Origin of the sequence: Chryseobacterium vrystaatense, from assembly GCF_000737765.1 — a bacterium.
Taxonomy (GTDB): domain Bacteria; phylum Bacteroidota; class Bacteroidia; order Flavobacteriales; family Weeksellaceae; genus Chryseobacterium; species Chryseobacterium vrystaatense.
This window is the reverse complement of the sequence record NZ_JPRI01000001.1, coordinates 94,774-112,518: the sequence shown is the minus strand read 5'-3', so window position 1 is coordinate 112,518 and position 17,745 is coordinate 94,774. Positions and strand designations below refer to the sequence as shown.

The window sequence follows — 17,745 nt, the reverse complement described above, 5'->3', positions numbered from 1 at the left end:
AGTGGTTAGTTTTTAATTTCCTTTTATAGAATCTTCAATGACAGAAATATTGGTTTTTAAACGGACCAGATACCTGTTAAGAACTTCATCATCATCTTTATTAAGCTGCTGTCTGAGTTTTTGAATTTTCTTGTACGATTTTTCGAAGCTTTTCACGGCTCTGTTTTTTCCTGTCGAGTTATTGGCATCGATGGCATATAAATAATTCTGCAGGCTGTATTTCAAGCTTGTCACTTCATCATTCAAACTGTTATTCTTAAACTTTGGAAAAGTAGAAATCAGATTTGAAATTTCAGAAGCATTTACATTTTCTTTGATATTGATATCAAAGCCTTTCTTTGCCCCTCTGTCAGAATCAGAACCTTTAGTTTCGCTGTAAAAATTATTAGACAACGGAGAAAGGTTGAGCTTTTCCGTTGCACAGGAAGTTATGATTAGTATTAGTACTCCAAAAAAAAATAGTTTTCTCATTTCTGTTGCCCCTTTTGATAGAGGATCGGGTTAAGACTATCATCGTTATACATTTTCATTTGTTTGTATACCTTCATCTTAACATTACCGTATTCAATATCAGTAAGCAACTGATCTATAGAAGTGGTTAGGTCCTCTTTCTGAGTAAGCAGTACATCCAGTTTTGCCTGGCAGTTTGCACGGTGCTCTTCAGAAGCGGATTCTCTATTGGCTTCTAATGACATATGATAAACCTTTAATGCAAGAATTGATAATCTGTCTACAGCCCAAGCGGGAGTTTCAGTATTGATTTTTGCATCAGGTTTCGGAGTTATATTTTCAAACTTTGTAAGGAACCAGCTGTCGATAAATTCTACCAGATCTGTTCTTTTCTGGTTAGATGCATCTATCGTTCTCTTCAGTTGAAGAGCTTCAGCGGGATCAATATTTTCATCTCTAATAATATCTTCCAAATGCCATTGAACGGTATCAATCCAGTTCTTTGCATACAAAATCCGTTCCAAACTGTCTTTTTCGAACGGGTTATTAATTAGAGTGTTAACGTCATCGGACACGTGATAGTCTTCAATAGATTGATTGAAGACTTTCCATGCAGTCTCAGTGAAATTCATTAATTCAGAGGAATTTTAGTTGCTGGGTGTATTATTGTTACTGTTGTTGGTAGAAGAGGTTTTGTTTTCAGAACCTGGTTTGTCTTCTTCCTTCACCGCATCTTTAAATTCTTTGATTCCTGAACCAACTCCTCTCATTAATTCCGGAATTTTCTTTCCTCCAAAAAGCAATACCAAAAGTATCGCTACGATAAGGATGTGCTGCCAAGATAAGGCTAGTATTGTTAGTGTATTCATCTCTTAAGATTTTTGCAAAGTTAAAGCTTTTTTTAATACGAAATCCAACCTAATGGGTCAACTGGTGTATTTCCGTTCCATACTTGGAAATCAAGGGTATATGAACCGTCAAAATCCTGAGCAACCGTCCCTACCGGAGTACCTGAAGAAACTTGCTGTCCTTTGGATACACTTACGTTTCCTAGGTTGGAATAGATGGTGAAATAACTTCCATGTTTTACCATAACGGTTTTTGTTCCGTCACTATTTGCCAATACAGAAGAGACTGTTCCCGGGTATACAGATTTTGCACGTGTTCCTGATGGAACTGCTATTTTAATACCTGTATTTTCCTCTACAATATTTTTGAAAACCGGGTGTGGCTGTCTTCCAAATCGGTGGGTAACCTGTCCTGCTCTGTCTGCAGGATAACCAAGTTTTCCTCTGTTGTCTGCAAAACTGCTTCCGGTTGAAGTTGTCACTCCATAACTGGTCATTGCTTTAGTCTCAGCTGCCTTTTTCTCTTCTTCTTTTTTCTTGTTCAATGCCGCTTCTGCTGCTCTGGCAGCAACGAGTTTGTCAGTAGCTTCTTTTGCTTTGATATTCGCTTCATCAGAAGCCTTTTTTGCAGCCACTCTTCTGGCTTCATCTTTTGCGCTGGCTTCGGCTCTTGCAGCCTCTTCATTACGTTTTCTTTCTTCTTCAGCTCTTTTTGCTGCAAAATCTGCTGCTTTTTTAGCTTCAATCTCTGCCAGCTTTCTTTCTCTTTCCAGTGCTTCAGCTCTGGCTTTGGCTTCAGCTTCAATTCTGGCTTTTTCTCTTTCTGCAATCAGTTTGGCCATTCGGATTTTTTCAGCTTCGGCTTTTTTTCTTGCCTCTTCTTCAGCCTTTGCTATTCTGATCTCTTCAGCAATGATAGCTCTGATCTGTCCTTCTAAAGCTTTCGACTGAACCTGCTTCTGCTTAAGTTCTACGGTAAGCTTGGCTTCATTCTTCTTGAAGTCAGATAAAAGCTGTTCTTTCTGAGCCCTCTCCGTGTTGATGGTAGCAAGATCTTTCTGCTGGTTCACAAGAAGATTTTCTTTTTCTCTTGCTGAGTTCTGTTTTTGTGCAATTGATTTTTTGATTTGAGCTGCGGCGTTGCTTATTTCTGCTGCTTTTTTATCCTGATAATCTGCGTATTGTTTTAGGTACTGAACCCTTCTTATGGCTTCTCCCAGATTTTTGGAGGAAAGAATGAAGGTTACTTTATTCTGTACTCCTTTGTTTTTGTATGCGTTGACAAGGACTTCAGCATAATTTTTTCTTAGAACTACCAACTCTTTATTCTGGCGGTTGATTTCCAGCTGACGCAGATAAATTTCGTCTTCAATAAATCTTTTTTCTTTCTGAGTATTGGTATATACTTTTTCTCTCAGCGTCAATTTTTTATTAACGTTGTTTAGATAGGCTACGGAAAGTTTAGATTCGGTCCTGGTTTTCGCCAGGTCAGTATTTATCTGTACAATTTGTTTTTTAAGATCGGCATTCTGTTTCTGAAGCTGTTCCTTATTCTGCTGTCCCTGGTATAGGCCAAACAGTAGAATACCTATTAAAAAGCTAAATTTTTTAATCATTTAATCTCAATTTTCTTATAACTGGATGGTACAGAATAAGCTGTTTCCATCCTGGAAAAGTCAAATTTCGTGTTTTCCAGTAAAATTTGACTAGATTTTGAGCCTTTTATAATTATTTTAACATTTTTTGGAAGGCGGATTCCGCTGTATTCGTTCCAGTTGCTGTAAGATATTTCCAGTTCATCTGTAGATAAAACATCTTTTAAATTCACACTCAGCAAATCATAATTCGTATCATAGTTTAGTACAATTTTGTACTCTCTTGTTTTCTCATCTGTTACGATTTTCTGGTTGGTATTGGAAACCATTTTGAAGCCCTGGGCATTCTGTGTCAGGGTAAACTGTGAATCGCTGATCTTTACAAAAGTTCTTCCCATCAATATTTTTTCCAGTGATTTGTAATCAATGAAATTAACATTAAGAAGTTTATTCAGGTAGTCAAAATCGGAATCGATGTAGGTTTTGCTGGTCTTGTCCTGTCCTTTAATTCCCTCAGGTGTAGCAATCCCTTTAGCTACATTAAAAAAAAGTGCCTGAAGATTCATCCATACTTTTTTATCGTTTTCAATGTAGATGACTGCATCAAGAGTTGGAATAAAACTTCCGGTTTCCACATTCACTTTACTGTTGATCTTGACTTGCTCAAATTTCAGAGGAACAACTACATGCTCATAGAACGATAACTTGTCTCTTACCGGCTCGTTGGCATCTTTGGGAGTTCTGTTATCATCTACTACAACGGTACTGTCCTGTGGATTGCCACTGTGGTTTTTGGCAGCATTTCTTGTTTTACAGGATGATAAAGTAAGGAGAATTAAAAGTATTGGGATCCAATTTTTCATGTATTTGTCTTTCAATTAAAAAAAATACGCTGCAATATTAACGCCAAACCACACAAAAAATGTTGTGTGGTTTGAATGTATCTTGTTTTATATTAATTATTTCTGAGCTTATTTAGATAAAAAATCTAAAACAGAGTAGTCCCCTAATGAGATTTCTCTAGCAACTCCAAAGTACTGAGCAGAATTTCCGATCATCGAATTGGAAAGATTTCCGTGATTGATTCTTGTATTTTCCTGAATCAGAGAGTTTTCAATATTGGAATTGACAATGATTGTATTGTTTCCCAATGAAACACCTGGACCTACTTTTGAATTGGAGATTTTTACATTTTCACCAATAAAGCAAGGCTGAATAATCAATGAGTTTTCAATCACTGCTGATGCAGGATAATTATTCATTTCTTCTCTTTCATACTCAAGAATTTTACTGTTGGTTTCTACGGTAGCATTCTTGTTTCCACAGTCCATCCAGTCGTTTACTTTGCCTAAAGTGAATTTCGCTCCTTTTGCTCTAAGATTCTCAAGAGCGGTTGTCAGCTGGTATTCGTTACCATTTTTTATATTATTATCCATAATATAGTTGATCTCATCCATCAGTTTTTCAGCACTGTTGAAATAATAAATACCGATGATGGCAAGGTCTGAAACGAAGGTCTGAGGTTTTTCCACGAAATCTGTAATGAAACCGTAGTTGTCTAGTTTTACCACTCCGAATGCCGATGGATCTTCTACACTTTTTACCCAGATCACCCCATCCGAATTTTTATCCAGCTGGAAATCTGCACGGAAAAGGGTATCGGCAAAAGCAATCACCACATCTCCCTGCATAGAATCTTCTGCACATTTAATAGCATGTGCTGTTCCAAGGGGATCATTTTGGTAATATATGCTACCTTTTGCTCCTAATTTTTCGGCTATCTGAAGTAAAGATTTTTCAATTTCCGGTCCAAAATCTCCAATGATAAATGCTACTTCTTCAATTTTTTCACCTGCTACTTTAGCAATATCTTCCACCAGTCTCTGTACGATAGGTTTTCCTGCAATAGGAATAAGAGGTTTGGGTACGGTAAGAGTATGTGGACGTAATCTGGAACCGCGTCCAGCCATAGGAACAATTATTTTCATAGACTATATGACAATGTTTTTATTTGTTAGTTTTTATTTTGATAAGGCTAAAGGTAATAATTTAAATCATTGCTGAATGTAATATTTATCATCTTTATAAACCATCGTTTAATTTTTCAAAAGAACTCAATAGTATCAAATTAGAGGCCACAACCTTAGGCCTTTTTTACTATTTTGGATAAGATGGCCTTCTCCTTATAGGCTACGAGGCCGATGAAAAGAAGAAGGAATATATTTCCTACAATATAATTGGTTCTGAAAAAGTAGAAAGATACCAAAGAACATGAAATGGTAAAGATTAAATAGAGTGCTATCTTTCCTGTATTGTAATGGATGGGATACTGTTTCTGGCCCCAGATATATGAAATAACCATCATAGACATAAAGGTAATCAACGCTGCCATGGCACTTGCCCAGTATCCATATTCAGGGATAAAGAAAAAGTTGATACAAACGGTAATACATGCTCCTATCACCGAAATATATAAACCAACTCTCGTCTGGTCAGATAATTTGTACCAAATAGAAAGATTGAGATAAATACCCAGGAATAAAGCTCCCAGCATGACAAACGGTATGATTTCAATACCCTCATAGTAAAGCGGATTGCTCAGGTATTTTTCTGAGATCCACTGAAGGTTGACCATCAGACCCATATAAATGATACAGCTGCATATCACAAAAACATCCATCAGTACAGCATAAGTTTTATGGGAATCTTTATTCTTGAAACTTGAAAAGAAGTACGGTTCGATACCCAGCTGATAGGCTTGCCGGAATACGGTAATAAAAGTAGCGATCTTATAAACTGCTCCATAAACCCCTATCTGATGGCGTGCCTCATCAGGAGGAAGCAGATATTTTAGAAACTGTCTGTCAAGAGTTTGATTGACGATTCCTGCAAGTCCTGCAATCATCACCGGCCATGAATAATTCATGATTCGTTTCCATAATTTAAAATCAAATTTGGAAATACTGAAGCTGAAGAATTCCTTCCCTACGATAAGTAGTGTAATGATACTTTGTACCAGGTTGGCAATGAATACGTAGCCTACACCTAACTGAGGGTCGTATTTTAAACCAAAAATTCCTTCCGGATGTTTTGGAAGCCATCGTATAAAGAATATAACCAGTAAAAAGTAAACGACCGATCCTGCTACTTTGGAGAACATATATTTGAAAGCTTTCCCCTGAAGCCGTAATATAGCTGAAGGAATAGTAGAAAATGCATCCAAAGAAAGTATGAACAGGAATATGACCAGGTAATTGACCTGATCCGGAGTTTCAAAAGCAATTGCGAGCTCGTTCCTGAAGACATATCCCAAACCAAGATAGATCAGTGCAATGCTGATGATGCTTACTGAACATGTTGAAATCAATGTTTTTTTGTCGATACTTTCTTCCTGTGCGAACCGGAAAAAAGAAGTTTCCATACCATGGGTGAGGAGTACTGTAATAACTCCAGCAATGGAATACCAGTCAACAAAGGGTGATGAAGCAGCGGGCCCGAAAGCCTTTGTCACGATAGGTGCTATGATAAACGGGAAAATACGGACTAATACTGAACTGAGTCCATATACGGCGGTTTGACCGAATAACTTCTTATACAAATTCGAAAATTTTATGCAAATGTAAATATTTACAAATTGATTTATATTCGACAACATTAAAATTCATTCATAAACCTTAATTTTGCTTTTATAGATGTTCGATATTAGAAGTTGGAAATTATTAATGATTGCAGTTTTATCAACCACTTATAATTTTTCAACTTACATATTTTCTTACATCTAACTTCTAATATGTAACCTCTAATTTCTATAAAAAGTAAATGAAGACTTTAATTAAGAATGTAAAAATTGTGAACGAAGGTAAGATCTTCGAAAGCGATGTGTTAATAGAAAATGATCTGATTTCTAAAATAGATTCTACAATTTCTGAAGATGCTGATCATGTTATAGACGGTTCCGGTAAATATCTTCTACCTGGGGTAATCGATGATCAGGTGCATTTCAGAGATCCGGGACTGACGCATAAGGGAGATATTGAAACTGAATCCAAAGCTGCGATCGCTGGAGGGATTACAAGTTTTATCGATCAGCCAAATACGGTTCCCAATGCAGTTACTCAGGAATTACTGGCCGATAAATATGAAATTGGCTCCCAAAAAGCATATGCCAACTATGGTTTTATGATGGGTGGAACGAACGATAACCTTGAAGAAGTTTTAAAAACAAACCCTAGAAATGTACCGGGAATTAAATTATTCTTAGGTTCTTCTACCGGAAATATGCTGGTAGATAATCCGGAAACACTGGAAAATATTTTCAGCAGTACAAAAATGCTGATTGCGGTTCACTGTGAAGATGAAGCAACAATCAGAGCCAATACACAGACCTACATTGATGAATACGGAGAAGATATTCCGGTAAAATTTCATCATCTGATCAGAAGTGAGGAAGCCTGCTATAAATCATCATCCAAAGCAGTTGAACTGGCCAAAAAAACGGGAGCAAGACTTCACGTTTTCCACCTTTCCACCGCTAAAGAAATGGAACTGTTCAGAAATGATATTCCGTTAAAAGATAAAAAAATCACGGCAGAGGTTTGCGTTCATCATTTGACATTCACAAATGAGGATTATGAAACAAAAGGAGGATTAATCAAATGGAATCCAGCCGTAAAGACTCAAAAGGACAAGGACGGACTTTGGGAAGCATTGCTGGATGACCGAATTGATGTGATTGCAACAGATCATGCGCCTCATACTTGGGAAGAGAAACAGAATGTATACACAAAATGTCCTTCCGGTGCTCCTTTGGTACAGCACTCATTACCTGTGATGTTGGAAAACTACAAGACCGGAAAGATTTCTCTGGAAAAAATCGTTGAAAAAATGTGTCATAATCCTGCCATACTTTTCAGAGTTGAGAAAAGAGGTTTTGTAAGAGAGGGGTATAAGGCTGATCTTGTTTTAGTAGATGTCAATGCAGACTGGACGGTGGCTAAAGATAATCTTCTCTATAAATGTGGCTGGAGCCCATTGGAAGGTATGAATTTGCATTCTAAAGTCACCCAGACTTTTGTGAATGGTCATCTTGTTTATGATAACGGAAATATTACAGAAGAAAAATTCGGTGAAAGACTTCTTTTTGAAGTAGGAGAATAGTGAAAAGGTGAAAATCAAAATACTAAAAGGGCAAATAAACATATTTGCCCTTTTAGTATTATAAAATCTGGATGCTGAAACCACCCCGTCAAAAATTCTCTGAATTTTCGCCACCCCTACATGGGAGGGGAATTTGATCCAACGAATCTGAGTTTTTATGAACATTATAGATCTTCACAAAAACTTAAGTATTCTTTCGATATACTATGTATGTTAAACTTAAGAAAATATTTAAGTGTTTTAAAAACGTTGCAAATTTTGTGGTTAAGAAAAGATTTATTTCTTTGCCTTAGCGCTCATATAAAATGTAAGCTTTCCTCCAGTCGTGATTTCAGAATGTTTGAGTGTGAAATTCTTAATCTCTTTACCGTTCAGAAGAATTTTTTCAACATACACATTTTTCGGATTTTGATTGATTGCTTCAATTTCAAACTTTTTCCCGTTTTCCAGATTCAAAACTGCGTGGTCTACAGCAGGGCTTCCGATCGCATAGTCTTCTGATCCGGGTGCTACGGGATAAAATCCGAGTGAGCTTAAAATATACCATGCACTCATTTGCCCGGCATCGTCGTTTCCGCCAAGACCGTCCGGAGTAGCTTTGTACTGCATTTCTAAAATACGGCGGATCTCAGCCTGGGTTTTCCAGGGTTGTCCTGCCCAGTTATAAAAATAGGCAACATGGTGAGCCGGTTCGTTTCCGTGAACATAGCCACCAATGATTCCTTCGCGCGTAATATCTTCTGTATCAGCAAAAAATTCATCAGGAAGATGCATGTTAAAAAGTTCATCCAATTTTGAAGCGAACTTTTTCTTTCCGCCCATTGCCTGTATCAACCCGTCAGGGTTTTGAGGAACAAAGAAGCTGTAGTTCCATGAATTACCTTCAATAAATCCTTGGCCATGCGTACTCAGTACGTCAAAATCTTTTTTAAAGCTGCCATCTGCAAGACGTGGACGCATAAAGCCTGCTTTCGGATCAAAATTATTTTTCCAGTTTTCAGAACGCTTGATAAACTGGTTATAAACTTCCGTTTCTCCTAAATGTTTTGCGAGTTGGGCAATCGCCCAGTCGTCATAAGCATATTCCAGAGTGTTCGAAACTGAGGTGCCGTTTTTTTCAGCAGGAATATAGCCCATATCGATATAAGCCCCGATGCCTTCATAATCTCTTTTATTGGCTGTTGCGATACAGGCCTTTAATAGTTCTTTAGGATCACCGTTGTAATTGCCTTTGATCACTGCATCAGCTGCTACGCTTACGCTGTGATAACCGCTCATACACCAATTATCGTTGGCATAATGTGACCATATCGGCAGCATTTTCATCGAGAACTGATCATAATGTGCCATCATTGATTTCACCATATCATTGTTACGTTTTGGCTGTATAATATTAAAGAAAGGGTGAAGGGCACGATAGGTATCCCAGATTGAGAAAGTCGTATAATTGGTAAAATCTTCTGCTTTGTGAACATTCTGATCCAAGCCTTTATATTCCCCATTGATATCCATATACGTGGTAGGGCTGATGAAGGTATGGTACATTGCTGTATAAAAGTTGGTCTTTTCTGTTTCTGAACCTTGGATGACAATTTTATTCAGTTCTTTATTCCAGTTTTCCTGAGCTTTTGCTTTTATCTGATCAAAAGACAGACTTCCGGTTTCTTTTTCCAGATTTTCTAATGCGTTGGTTTGGCTTACAGGAGATATAGCTAATTTGACTTCAATAGCATCGTTCTCCTGAGTGTCAAAATCAAAATACATTTTAAGATTTTTACCTGCGATTTCCGGGAAGTTTTTGTTCTGATCAAATTTTCTCCAGAATCCTTTGTATGCCTGTGAGCCGTCGAAATTTTTCTGACCGTATGACTTAAACGGTTTTGAGAATTTCATCGCAAAGTAAACCGTTCTTGTTCTTGCCCAGCCGTTAGTCTGACGATAGCCGGTAACGGTACCGTCATTTTCAACGCGGACATAAGTCCATACATTTTTGCCGTCATAATTGTAGATCCCAGCCGTGAGGTCTAAAATGATATGTGCCTGATCAGACTTAGGGAATGTGTAACGGTGGACACCGGTTCTTGTCGAGGCAGTCAGTTCTGCCAGAATATTATGATCGTCCAGTTTTACCTTATAATATCCGGCTTCTGCTTTTTCGTTCTGGTGAGAAAATCTGCTTCTGTAGCCATTTTCAGGATTTGAGGCAGTTCCTGGATTCAACTGGAGTTTTCCTACAGTTGGCATTATTAAAAAATCTCCGAGATCGGAATGTCCCGTTCCGCTGAAGTGTGTGGAACTGAAGCCAACGATTGTTTTGTCTTCATATCGGTATCCGGCACAATACTTATAGACTTCACCATTGTATTTCCCATTGAGTTCATAGGATATTGTATCCGTTTCCGGACTCAGCTGTACAGCACCGAAGGGAACAGTAGCACCGGGATAGGTATGTCCCATTTTTTCAGTTCCGATTAAGGGATTGACGTATTGTATTAATTTTTCAAATTTTTGAGCTTTAAGATGTAAACTAAAAAATAAAAGAAATAGACAAACAGTTGTTCCGTGATTTTTCATTAAAAAAGTTTTCAAAGGTTAAAATTAATTAAAAATCAAAGAATAATTAATTACTGTTTCCAATGAGATGCAATTCAATCGTAATTTATTCTTTTTCAGAAAACCTAAAACCAATTCCGTGCAGGTTCTCTATCAAAATATTTTGTTCATCAGCCAATACCTTTCGTAATCTGGAAATAAAAACATCCAGACTCCGCCCCATGAAATAGTCATCATCTCCCCAGATTGCCTTCAGGATATCCTGTCTTTTGAGTACCATGTTTTTGTGGCGGATAAAATAAAAAAGGAGATCAGATTCTCTTTGGGTAAGTGTTATGCTGTTTTCCCTGTCCCGGAGGGTATAGTTTTTTGGATCAAAATCATATTTTCCTACCTTATATTTCAGAGGGGAGATTTCCGTTTTTCTTGTGCGTTTAAGGAAAACTTCAATTTTCAGGATCAATTCTTCTATACTGAATGGTTTTACCAGATAATCGTCAGCTCCAATTTTCAGTCCTTTGATTCTGTCCTCTTTTAAAGCTTTTGCAGAAATAAAAATGATGGGGATTTCAGAATTTTTATTCCGGATTTCCTGCGCTACTTCAAATCCGTTGAGCTCTGGCATCATAATATCCAGCAGGCAAATGTCAAAACTCTGGCTGTTGAATGCATCAAGTGCAGATTTTCCATCCGGATAGCAGTTGATTTCATAATAACTTTCCAGGCTGTCCTGAATCAGGAAAGCAATCGTTTCATCATCTTCTGCATATAAAATTTTAGATTTCGCCATACTTACACCTTATTAAATTTAAAACGGGGAAAAAATCGTTGTGGTAATTCCTCTGTCTTTATTATTCTCAACCGAAATTTTCCAGTTATGCTGCCGGATGATTTTTTTTACATAAAACAATCCTAACCCAAAACCATTAATTCCCTCGCTCTTTTTCGTGTTCACCCTGTAAAATTTTTCAAAAATATGAGGAATATTTTTAGCAGGAATTCCCATTCCGTTGTCTTTAAACTTTAAATATAGACCTTTTGAATCTTTATAGGCAGAAATGAGTATTTGAGGTTTTGTTTCGCAATACTTGATGGAATTATCTAGAATGTTGTAAATGATGTTTGTAAAGTGAAACTCATCTGCAATTATCGAGAAACTGTTTTCGATTTCTATAATGATCGTTATGTCTTCATTCTTTTGCTTTATAGTATCTGCAATTTCCTGAATGAATGGAAGTAATATTATTTTTTGAGGTTTTAGTGAAAGTCCGGAACTGTCGTTTTTGGCAATATTCAGTATTTTTTCAATGTGATTATTAAGCTTATAACTCTGATTGATAATAATGGACGTATAAGTTTGTAATTTGGGACTTTCCTTTACTATATCTTGCTTACTAAGGGATTCTGAAGCTAAAAGTATAGAGGATAACGGAGTTTTGAATTCATGGGTCATATTGTTGATAAAATCACGCTGCAATTCTGAGAATTTCTTTTGCTGAATAATAGTATAGATCGAATAAACATACACCAGGAGAATGATAATAAGGGCAAAGGTAAGTAGATACCAAAAACGCAGAGAGCTGATCAGATAGGTCGTTTTATCAGGAAATCTGATGGAAAAATAATAGATCAGATTTTTATGCTTGGGGAAATTAATAACCTTATCACTTGGGCTTTCCTGATTTTTCGACATATATTTCCCATAAATCATTTTATCGCTGTGGCAGTTATATAATGCATATACATAATCTGTATTCACTTGAAAACGGTTGAATTCTGTTCTCAGATAATGTTCCAGAACGACAGGATGAAATTCATTATTGGTATTGACTACATAATAATCGTTGGCAATAATTTGTACAGGGTTTTCTGTAAACGAAGTTTTTCCTCCCGATAATTTCTCTGCAACTTCCTGTAGCGCGATACTTACTTTTTGATTGAATTTTCTGTCTTCAAGATTATAGGCCTGACGGACCCAAAGAAGCTGTGCTATCAAAATTCCGATAATAGCAACGAACCCCAGTGTTATAATAATATTGAGTTTTTTTATTTTCATTTTCTGAAGCAATATTATCTAAAAATATCTATTAATCTTTGATCGTTAACAACTCGTTAACAAATGTTGGACAACAGTTAACAAGTTGTATTGATTAAGTCTTTTATATTTGCTATATCAAAAGGTAATAACCGATTCATTTGATTTTTATTAACTATTAAAATTTATACTCATGAAAAAATTAAAAATTACAGCTCTTTTAGCTGTACTGGCATTCTCTCCATTTTATGCAAATATGTTTACGGCTGAAACATCAATCGTAACTATGATTGCTGATGCCATCAAGTGGAAATCTGAATCTATTGACGTCGGAAATATTCCTCAGGGAAAACCGAAACTTATCAGATTTGAATTTACCAATACCTCTGCAAAACCAATTGTTATAGAAAACGTAGCCCCTTCATGTGGATGTACAACAGCAGATTATACAAAAACACCAATCCTTCCCGGGAAAAAAGGTTTTGTAGAAGCGAGTTATAACGCAGCGGCTGCAGGTGCATTTATGAAAACTGTTAATGTTACTACAAGCGAAAGTAAAACTCCTAAAACACTTTCGTTTAAAGGAGTGGTTGTTTCATAATACATTGACGATCATAACATCATATAAAAATTTAACAGCCCTGTCATCCGTGACAGGGCTGTTTTCTTGTTGTTTCTTTTTCCAGAGTGGAATTTATTTATCTCCTGCTTTCTAAGTTAATAGCATTTTTTTGTAGGATTTATAAATGTTCAATGGAGAATAACTATTTATAACATTATTATTTATCCCATTATTTTAAATGGCATGAATTCAATATTTAGTATTTTTAGGAAAAAATAAAGTCATATGAATTTATATACACAGCCCATGTTGCGCGAAGGTGCACTGCAAGATAAAGTAGCAATTGTAACCGGAGGCGGAAGCGGTCTGGGAAAAGCAATGACCAAATATTTTCTGGAGCTGGGCGCAAAAGTGGTGATCACTTCCCGGAATCTGGAGAAATTACAGGGTACAGCAAAAGAATTAGAAGAAGAGACTGGAGGAAAAGTTTTATGTGTTGCCTGTGATGTGAGAAACTGGGATGAAGTAGAAGCTATGAAAGAAGCAGCATTGAAAGAATTCGGAAGGATTGATATTCTCCTGAATAATGCAGCGGGAAACTTTATTTCTCCGACAGAACGATTGACGCATTCGGCTTTTGATTCTATTTTAGATATTGTTTTAAAAGGAACTAAGAACTGTACACTTTCTATTGGAAAGCACTGGATCGATTCTAAAAGCCCCGGAACTGTTCTGAATATTGTAACTACTTATGCCTGGACAGGATCTGCTTATGTAGTTCCTTCAGCGTGTGCCAAAGCTGGGGTTTTGGCTATGACAAGATCTTTAGCTGTAGAATGGGCGAAGTACGGGATCCGTTTCAATGCAATTGCTCCGGGACCTTTCCCTACCAAAGGAGCCTGGGACAGATTGCTTCCGGGAGATCTGCAGGAAAAGTTTGACATGAAGAAAAAAGTTCCGTTGAGAAGAGTAGGAGAGCATCAGGAGCTTGCCAATCTTGCGGCTTATCTTGTTTCAGATTATTCTGCTTATATGAACGGTGAAGTAGTGACCATAGATGGCGGTGAATGGCTTCAGGGAGCCGGAGAATTCAATATGCTTGAAGATATACCGAAGGAGATGTGGGATGCGCTGGAAGCGATGATTAAGGCAAAGAAAACAAATTAAATTTGATAAAAAAATCCCGGACTTGTAACGATTCCGGGATTTTTTATAACTTATCAGAGAAATAGTATAAATTATTCCAAATGAATTATAAACTTCCAAGCCTTGTGGTTGCAGCGGCAGTATTCCTTTTTTCGGGATCAGCCTTAGCTCAGGAAAGCCCGAAATACAGCTATGTAGAGGCATTCAAACCTTTCTTTTATCCTCAAACCGGTACAGAAACCCGTTCTGCAAGTGGGCAGCCGGGACATGCGTACTGGCAGAATTCAGCAGATTATGATCTGAATGTAAGTCTTAATGATGCGAAAAATGAAATCACCGGAACTGCTGATATTACCTATACGAATAACAGCCCTGACCAATTGGGCTTTCTTTGGTTGCAGCTTGACCAGAATTTATTTGCAAAAGATTCCCGTGGAAATGCAGTAGTACCGCCATCGGGAAGCAGAAACGGAGCTCATGGTGAAGAGCTGGAAGGGGGTTACAAAATAAAATCTGTAAAACTGGACGGTAAAGAAGTAAAATATACGATCACCGATACCAGAATGCAGATTGATCTTCCGAAAGAACTTAAGGCTAAGGGCGGAGTTGCCAAAATTAAAATTGAGTATTCTTTTATTTCACCTGAGTATGGGTCGGACAGAATGGGAGTTCAGAAGACGAAAAACGGTAAAATATTTACCATCGCCCAATGGTATCCCAGAATGTGCGTTTATGATGATGTGATGGGCTGGAATACACTTCCTTATCTTGGAGCTGCAGAATTTTACCTGGAATATGGAAATATTTCAGCGAATATCACAGTACCGGCAAACCATTACGTGGTAGCTTCCGGCGAACTGTTGAATTATAAAGAGGTATACAGTAAAGAAGAGAATAGCCGTTGGGAACAGGCAAGAAACAGTGACAAAACAGTGATGATCCGTCCTGAGTCCGAAATAGGAAAAAATCAGGCTACAGGGACGAAAACTTGGAAGTTCAAAATTGACCAGACCCGTGATTTTGCATGGGCTTCATCACCGGCATTTATCCTGGATGCAGCCAAAATAAATCTTCCGAGTGGCAAAAAATCTGTGGCAATATCTGCCTACCCTTCAGAAAGTGCCGGAAATAAAGCCTGGGGCAGATCTACAGAATATACAAAAGCAGCGATTGAACATTATTCTCAGAAATGGTATGAATACACCTATCCGGCCGCTACCAATGTAGCAGGAAATGAAGGAGGAATGGAGTATCCAGGAATTGTATTCTGTCATATGGATTCTGCGGGTGAAGATCTTTGGGGCGTGACGGATCATGAGTTCGGACACAATTGGTTTCCGATGATTGTGGGTTCAAACGAAAGGCTGTTTGCGTGGATGGATGAAGGCTTCAATACTTTTATAAACGAATTATCCACAAAGGCTTTTAACAACGGAGAATACTACAGTAAGAAAAATATTGCGAGAAGCGGAGGTTTCATGATGAGTGATAATCTGGAACCAATTATGGTAGGTCCTGATAATATGAAGGAGAGAAGTATCGGGTCTTTGGCTTATTATAAACCGGGGATGGGACTTCAGGTTTTAAGAGAAACGATTCTTGGGCCTGAAAAATTTGACAAAGCTTTTAAAACATACATCGACCGATGGGCTTTCAAACATCCTACACCTTGGGATTTCTTCCATACGATGGAAAATGTTTCCGGAGAAGAACTGAACTGGTTCTGGAGAGGATGGTTCATCAATAAGTGGAAAATTGACCAGTCTGTAAAAGACGTAAAATATGTAAACGGAGATTTCAAAAACGGAGCTCAGGTTATAGTGGAGAATCTTGGTCAGCTGCCTATGCCTACGACTGTTCAGATAAAATTCAAAGATGGTTCAAAACAGCTGGTGAAGATTCCGGTTGAGGTTTGGAAGCGAAATACAGAATGGCTTTTCAAAGTAAATTCAACGAAAGAAATTGATGAAGTTATGTTGGATCCGGATTCTCAGGTTCCTGATGTTAATCCTAAAAATAATACATGGTCTTCGGCTCAGGCTAAACCTGTTGAGAAAATTAATACCAAAGATTTTGCAGGAATATATGCGACGAAAGATGCTCCGATTAAATTAATATTTACGGATAAGAACGGTCAGCTTTTTCTTAAAGCAGGAGGTCAGCAGGAAATTCCTCTGGAATATGCCGGAGACAATCAGTTTACTTTTGACGAAGCTGGCATAGCGCTGGTATTTGGTAAAGACAAAAAAGACGTTGTTTTTAAACAGGGTGGAAGAGAATATAAATTTAGCAGAGAATAACAATATAGCTTTAATTCTTATTGAGAGGCCTGAATTTCATGTATTTGAAGTTCAGGCCTTTTTTATGGTAGGGATAATGTGAGAAGATGTAGGTGTTCTTGACTTATGTTCAGTTTCTTATGAAAGGGAATCTCAATGAGGTAAATAACAAATATTTTAAACTTAGCTGTTTTTTTTTAATTCAGCGATTTAACAATAATGTAGCCCCAAACCTTCATGGTCTCTCACCCAGATGTTTTATTTTTGTTGTTCTAATTTAAAAATAGGGTTATGAATTTCAGATTTTCAATCGTATCCTTGCTGTTGTTTGCAATGGGGTTTTCACAGGATCTTAAAGTGATGAGCTTTAATATCAGACTTCAGGTGACATCAGATAAGGAAAATGCCTGGACCGAAAGAAAACAGGATGCTGTGGATTTATTAAATTATTATCATCCTGATTATTTCGGAGTTCAGGAAGCATTGCCGGAGCAGATGAAAGACATTAAGGCAGGACTTAAAAATTATGATTATGTAGGAGTAGGAAGAGATGACGGAAAAGAAAAAGGTGAGTTTTCAGCTATTTTTTATGATACCTCCAGACTTGAGGTGGTAAAGTCCGGAACATTTTGGCTTTCAGAAACACCTGAGACACCGTCAAGAGGATGGGATGCTGCACTCAACAGAATCTGTACCTATGCTGTTTTTAAAGACAAAAAATCCAAAAAGGAATTTCTGGCTATGAATCTTCATTTTGATCATATCGGAAATGTGGCGCGGGTGAAATCTTCAGAACTTATTTTGAAAAAGATCAAAGAGATGAATCCCAAAAATCTTCCTGTAACCTTAAGCGGTGATTTTAATTTAACGGAAGATTCAGAACCGATAAAAATCCTTTCAAAGAATCTGAATGACAGTTTTTATCATTCCGATACAAAGCCTTACGGACCGAAAGGAACATTTACAGCCTTTAATGTCAATGAAATTCCAAAAGACAGAATCGATTATATTTTTGTAAAAGGATTCAAAATAAAATCCCAACGACATATCAATGACAGAAGAGAAAGCCTGCTGTATCCGTCGGATCACTTTCCGGTTTTGGCAGAGCTTTCATTTTAAC

General features: G+C 37.3%; 15 protein-coding genes. 5 read left to right on the top strand and 10 right to left on the bottom strand.

From position 1 onward, the window contains the following. Window positions 1–12: 12 nt before the first annotated feature. The 7 genes from IW16_RS00500 to IW16_RS00470 form a co-directional block, all read right to left on the bottom strand. Window positions 13–471, bottom strand: coding sequence for a hypothetical protein (locus IW16_RS00500; protein WP_034738633.1), 459 nt, complete (start codon window positions 469–471; stop codon window positions 13–15). Further along, window positions 468–1,082 carry a DUF4254 domain-containing protein gene (locus IW16_RS00495; RefSeq protein ID WP_034738631.1) on the bottom strand — a complete coding sequence of 205 codons (615 nt, stop codon included), beginning with the start codon at window positions 1,080–1,082 and terminating at the stop codon, window positions 468–470. Before IW16_RS00495 ends, IW16_RS00500 begins: the two co-directional genes overlap by 4 nt. A gap of 15 nt (window positions 1,083–1,097) precedes the next feature. After that, window positions 1,098–1,319, bottom strand: a complete 222-nt coding sequence (locus IW16_RS00490) for a twin-arginine translocase TatA/TatE family subunit (protein ID WP_034738628.1) — start codon at window positions 1,317–1,319, stop codon at window positions 1,098–1,100. A 32-nt stretch (window positions 1,320–1,351) separates the two neighbouring features. Beyond that, entirely contained in the window at window positions 1,352–2,914 is a 1,563-nt protein-coding gene (locus IW16_RS00485; protein WP_034738624.1) for a M23 family metallopeptidase, read from the bottom strand. Next, window positions 2,911–3,756, bottom strand: coding sequence for a DUF4292 domain-containing protein (locus IW16_RS00480; protein ID WP_034738621.1), 846 nt, complete (start codon window positions 3,754–3,756; stop codon window positions 2,911–2,913). Before IW16_RS00480 ends, IW16_RS00485 begins: the two co-directional genes overlap by 4 nt. A 108-nt stretch (window positions 3,757–3,864) precedes the next feature. Further along, window positions 3,865–4,881, bottom strand: a complete 1,017-nt coding sequence (locus tag IW16_RS00475; protein ID WP_034738619.1) for a sugar phosphate nucleotidyltransferase — start codon at window positions 4,879–4,881, stop codon at window positions 3,865–3,867. A gap of 155 nt (window positions 4,882–5,036) precedes the next feature. Further along, window positions 5,037–6,491, bottom strand: coding sequence for a lipopolysaccharide biosynthesis protein (locus IW16_RS00470; RefSeq protein ID WP_034738617.1), 1,455 nt, complete (start codon window positions 6,489–6,491; stop codon window positions 5,037–5,039). A gap of 221 nt (window positions 6,492–6,712) precedes the next feature. On the opposite strand from IW16_RS00470, the gene IW16_RS00465 reads away from it, so the two are divergent. After that, complete coding sequence (locus IW16_RS00465; protein ID WP_034738614.1) at window positions 6,713–8,050, top strand: dihydroorotase; 1,338 nt, start codon at window positions 6,713–6,715, stop codon at window positions 8,048–8,050. Window positions 8,051–8,326: 276 nt separating this feature from the next. Here IW16_RS00465 and IW16_RS00460 read toward each other — a convergent pair whose 3' ends face one another. From IW16_RS00460 to IW16_RS00450, 3 genes are all read right to left on the bottom strand, one after another. After that, entirely contained in the window at window positions 8,327–10,624 is a 2,298-nt protein-coding gene (locus IW16_RS00460) for a GH92 family glycosyl hydrolase (protein WP_084694471.1), read from the bottom strand. An 85-nt stretch (window positions 10,625–10,709) separates the two neighbouring features. Next, on the bottom strand, window positions 10,710–11,393 hold the full coding sequence (locus IW16_RS00455) for a response regulator transcription factor (RefSeq protein WP_034738611.1): 684 nt from the start codon (window positions 11,391–11,393) through the stop codon (window positions 10,710–10,712). Window positions 11,394–11,411: 18 nt separating this feature from the next. Continuing rightward, entirely contained in the window at window positions 11,412–12,659 is a 1,248-nt protein-coding gene (locus IW16_RS00450; protein WP_034738608.1) for a sensor histidine kinase, read from the bottom strand. A gap of 172 nt (window positions 12,660–12,831) precedes the next feature. On the opposite strand from IW16_RS00450, the gene IW16_RS00445 reads away from it, so the two are divergent. The 4 genes from IW16_RS00445 (at window position 12,832) to IW16_RS00430 (ending at window position 17,744) form a co-directional block, all read left to right on the top strand. Beyond that, window positions 12,832–13,239, top strand: coding sequence for a DUF1573 domain-containing protein (locus tag IW16_RS00445; RefSeq protein ID WP_034738607.1), 408 nt, complete (start codon window positions 12,832–12,834; stop codon window positions 13,237–13,239). Window positions 13,240–13,485: 246 nt separating this feature from the next. Continuing rightward, window positions 13,486–14,367: an SDR family oxidoreductase gene (locus IW16_RS00440; RefSeq protein WP_034738605.1), complete on the top strand. Its 882-nt coding sequence runs from the start codon at window positions 13,486–13,488 to the stop codon at window positions 14,365–14,367. Window positions 14,368–14,447: 80 nt separating this feature from the next. Beyond that, entirely contained in the window at window positions 14,448–16,646 is a 2,199-nt protein-coding gene (locus IW16_RS00435; protein ID WP_034738604.1) for a M1 family metallopeptidase, read from the top strand. A 270-nt stretch (window positions 16,647–16,916) separates the two neighbouring features. Next, window positions 16,917–17,744: an endonuclease/exonuclease/phosphatase family protein gene (locus IW16_RS00430; RefSeq protein ID WP_034738602.1), complete on the top strand. Its 828-nt coding sequence runs from the start codon at window positions 16,917–16,919 to the stop codon at window positions 17,742–17,744. Window position 17,745: the final 1 nt, after the last annotated feature.

Bases quoted from the DNA above. Each gene is read 5' to 3' on its own strand.
- IW16_RS00500 (WP_034738633.1), bottom strand. From the start codon at position 471: ATGAGAAAACTATTTTTTTTTGGAGTACTAATACTAATCATAACTTCC.
- IW16_RS00495 (WP_034738631.1), bottom strand. From the start codon at position 1,082: ATGAATTTCACTGAGACTGCATGGAAAGTCTTCAATCAATCTATTGAA.
- IW16_RS00490 (WP_034738628.1), bottom strand. From the start codon at position 1,319: ATGAATACACTAACAATACTAGCCTTATCTTGGCAGCACATCCTTATC.
- IW16_RS00485 (WP_034738624.1), bottom strand. From the start codon at position 2,914: ATGATTAAAAAATTTAGCTTTTTAATAGGTATTCTACTGTTTGGCCTA.
- IW16_RS00480 (WP_034738621.1), bottom strand. From the start codon at position 3,756: ATGAAAAATTGGATCCCAATACTTTTAATTCTCCTTACTTTATCATCC.
- IW16_RS00475 (WP_034738619.1), bottom strand. From the start codon at position 4,881: ATGAAAATAATTGTTCCTATGGCTGGACGCGGTTCCAGATTACGTCCA.
- IW16_RS00465 (WP_034738614.1), top strand. From the start codon at position 6,713: ATGAAGACTTTAATTAAGAATGTAAAAATTGTGAACGAAGGTAAGATC.
- IW16_RS00460 (WP_084694471.1), bottom strand. From the start codon at position 10,624: ATGAAAAATCACGGAACAACTGTTTGTCTATTTCTTTTATTTTTTAGT.
- IW16_RS00455 (WP_034738611.1), bottom strand. From the start codon at position 11,393: ATGGCGAAATCTAAAATTTTATATGCAGAAGATGATGAAACGATTGCT.
- IW16_RS00450 (WP_034738608.1), bottom strand. From the start codon at position 12,659: ATGAAAATAAAAAAACTCAATATTATTATAACACTGGGGTTCGTTGCT.
- IW16_RS00445 (WP_034738607.1), top strand. From the start codon at position 12,832: ATGAAAAAATTAAAAATTACAGCTCTTTTAGCTGTACTGGCATTCTCT.
- IW16_RS00440 (WP_034738605.1), top strand. From the start codon at position 13,486: ATGAATTTATATACACAGCCCATGTTGCGCGAAGGTGCACTGCAAGAT.
- IW16_RS00435 (WP_034738604.1), top strand. From the start codon at position 14,448: ATGAATTATAAACTTCCAAGCCTTGTGGTTGCAGCGGCAGTATTCCTT.
- IW16_RS00430 (WP_034738602.1), top strand. From the start codon at position 16,917: ATGAATTTCAGATTTTCAATCGTATCCTTGCTGTTGTTTGCAATGGGG.